This is a genomic window from Photobacterium sp. OFAV2-7, assembly GCF_022347985.1.
Taxonomy (GTDB): Bacteria; Pseudomonadota; Gammaproteobacteria; order Enterobacterales; family Vibrionaceae; genus Photobacterium.
Genome location: NZ_JAKRFQ010000780.1, coordinates 1 through 2,504, shown reverse-complemented (window position 1 = coordinate 2,504; position 2,504 = coordinate 1). Strand labels below are relative to the sequence as shown.

The 2,504-nt window shown below is 46.8% G+C and carries 3 protein-coding genes, 1 tRNA gene and 1 rRNA gene; 2 read left to right on the top strand and 3 right to left on the bottom strand.

Annotation, left to right across the window (positions count from 1 at the left end; translation table 11 throughout):
- Both rrf and MHN01_RS24450 read left to right on the top strand, forming a co-directional pair.
- Positions 1 to 116, top strand: a 5S ribosomal RNA gene (rrf, locus tag MHN01_RS24455).
- A 42-nt stretch (positions 117 to 158) separates the two neighbouring features.
- Positions 159 to 235: transfer RNA gene (locus MHN01_RS24450), tRNA-Asp, on the top strand.
- A gap of 215 nt (positions 236 to 450) precedes the next feature.
- Here the strand turns inward: MHN01_RS24450 and MHN01_RS24445 are convergent.
- The 3 genes from MHN01_RS24445 to MHN01_RS24435 all read right to left on the bottom strand — a co-directional run.
- The gene (locus MHN01_RS24445; RefSeq protein ID WP_239413977.1) at positions 451 to 1,350 is read right to left on the bottom strand and encodes a TIGR03899 family protein; all 900 of its coding nucleotides are present in this window, start codon (positions 1,348 to 1,350) and stop codon (positions 451 to 453) included.
- A gap of 279 nt (positions 1,351 to 1,629) precedes the next feature.
- On the bottom strand, positions 1,630 to 2,112 hold the full coding sequence (locus tag MHN01_RS24440) for a DUF3299 domain-containing protein (protein WP_239413976.1): 483 nt from the start codon (positions 2,110 to 2,112) through the stop codon (positions 1,630 to 1,632).
- An 11-nt stretch (positions 2,113 to 2,123) separates the two neighbouring features.
- Positions 2,124 to 2,504: ABC transporter permease (locus MHN01_RS24435; RefSeq protein WP_239413975.1), on the bottom strand; the 381-nt coding region annotated here is incomplete at its 5' end.

Genomic DNA, 2,504 nt, shown 5'->3' with positions numbered 1-2,504 from the left:
CTTGGCGACCATAGCATTATGGACCCACCTGATCCCATGCCGAACTCAGCAGTGAAACGTAATAGCGCCGATGGTAGTGTGGGGCCTCCCCATGTGAGAGTAGGACATCGCCAGGCTTCCAATTTAGATTATCGCAGTGAACGTGCGGTGATTTGAGTGGAGCGGTAGTTCAGTTGGTTAGAATACCGGCCTGTCACGCCGGGGGTCGCGGGTTCGAGTCCCGTCCGCTCCGCCACTTATACTAAGCCCGAGTCGAAAGACTCGGGCTTTTTTACGTCTTTAAGATATGTTCGCCCGCAGGGCGAATGAGCTCCGCTTGTGTGCAAGCCCGGACTAGGCGCCCCCCGCCGTTCCGTCACTTCTTCGAAATGTGCGTCCCGGCAGAAATGCTGAGGTTTAACTGTATTGTTCATTTTTGTCCGTCCTGTGGCCGGACAGCCCAAGACTCTGCTAGGTGGCAAGGTTAATCTGAGAACCTTCATTCTTTTCAACTACAAAGTGTTTTGCGAGTAGTTCAAGCAGGCTCTCTTTGTAGGGTTCATGTTTCTTATTTCCTAATAGACTGGCAATTTCCTGGCCGACGGGAGAAAGACGGTAATATGTCAGGGAGACTCTTTTTTTAATCGGGCGCAGTAAATAGCGTGAACCTTGGTAGCCAAATGCAAGCGGAGACTCGACATCGATCTCGCCTGATTCCAGCTCGCTGCGGAGTAACAATCCCAGCTCCATGAGAACGAGTAAGTTCGAATAAGGTAACTGATAGCTTCCCAGCGCAAGCTTGTCGGAGGAAGGAGCACGTAAAACGAAAAGCCCGCTATGGCGAACTTTAATGCTAGTCAGCAGCTTTTTACTTTCATCACTGCCAAAATGACAGCTTAACATACAGGCGCGGTGAAAAGTTTGCGCCTCCTTTTGGGTCATGTTTCTGAGAGTATCGAGTGTTTTTAGGGACGTTGACCCTGGAGTAATGATCTCTTGCTTGAGTACTCGGCTCCATAGCTTTTGCATTGAGGCACCGCGGATATGCTTAGCAATGGAGATGAAATGATATAGCCAGTCGGGATCTGGTTCTCCGGCGGTTTCATCGCTGCAACTGTCGTATGATAGTTTAAAGATACGTTCCAGGTTTTCTTGTTCGTGCTGCGCCTCTTTTAACAACCGGTTTTCGGTTCTTTCTGCGATATCTTTTTCAGAATCATTTGCGATGAGATGGCTGACAGCGTAATAGCTGGCAAGGTCTTTGGCTCTTGCATGGCTACTTCGAATATAACTATTGGTTTCTTCTTTTTTTACCGCTGGTGCTACGGCTGTTTTTGTCGCTGTCTTGGTGTCCTTGTCTGCATTATCCATAGCGGGCTCAAGGTTGATTAGTCTGGCTATAGTTTTACCAGTTGATCGTATTATTTGGCAATATGCGTGACTTTTATGTTAATGAGTGGTTAAATTTGTTGCGTGATTGAGTTTTGTCGAATAGGAGTGAGGGAGGTGCTGATGAATAAGTCTGGAAAACGACTGACTGACGTGCTGCTGGTATTAGGCTACATAACAATACTGGCTTATCTTGCTATGTACCTATAGTGTTACAAGCAAGATAAGCCCTGAGTTTAAAGGGAAGATGAGCGACAGAGATTACATGTCATCGTATTCTTCTAAAGCCGTACCTTCTAATAGGTAGCCCACTTCTGCCATATCATGGCTGATATGTTGGGTTTGTAAGGTACCGACAACATATACCACATCCCACAATTGCTGGATGGGAGCGCCTTTTTCAAATTTCACGTAAATGATTTGATTGGGTGGTGGCGGTGGTACATGAATACAGGCCCCGAAGTAGGGAACAAGTAAGAATTCAGTCACAGCCTTGTCATCCCCTTCCAATGGAATAACGAAGCCGGGGATCTTTACCTTGCTGCCATTGAGTTCTGTACGAACTTTACCAATAATTGATTGCTTTGCAGCCGCACTATTATGGTCAAGTACAGGCATGCTATTGCTGTTGAATTGCTGCCTTTCTTGCTCGGGGACCAGGTCAATCCAATCCAGAGTCAATACATCGCTGGCATGGCTCATCAATGGTAGCCAGCAACATAATAAAATAAGCCATTTTTTCATTTTCTATCCTATTAAACCTTGATTGTCATACCGTCTGCCAGAGAGTGTTGGTAAGCACGCAGCGCCGGAAGTACCCCAACGATGATCCCTGCAAGCTGAACGATGCCAAGTAATAGCAGTTCGTAAGTTGTCAGCCCGCTGATCTCGATATATAGCCCGAATTGCTGCTGGATAAACGGTTGAACGATTAACAATAAGCTATAAAGCAAAGCTGTGCCAAGCGCAATCCCAATTGTTGTCAGTACTGTTGCTTCACTGACTAAGAGGAAGAATATATGGTTGGGTCTGGCCCCCATTGCTCTTAGTATTGCCATTTCACGGCGTCTTTCATTCAAACTGGTCAGCAGGCTCGTCAACATACCCAGTAGGCCTGCGATAACGACAAAACCTGA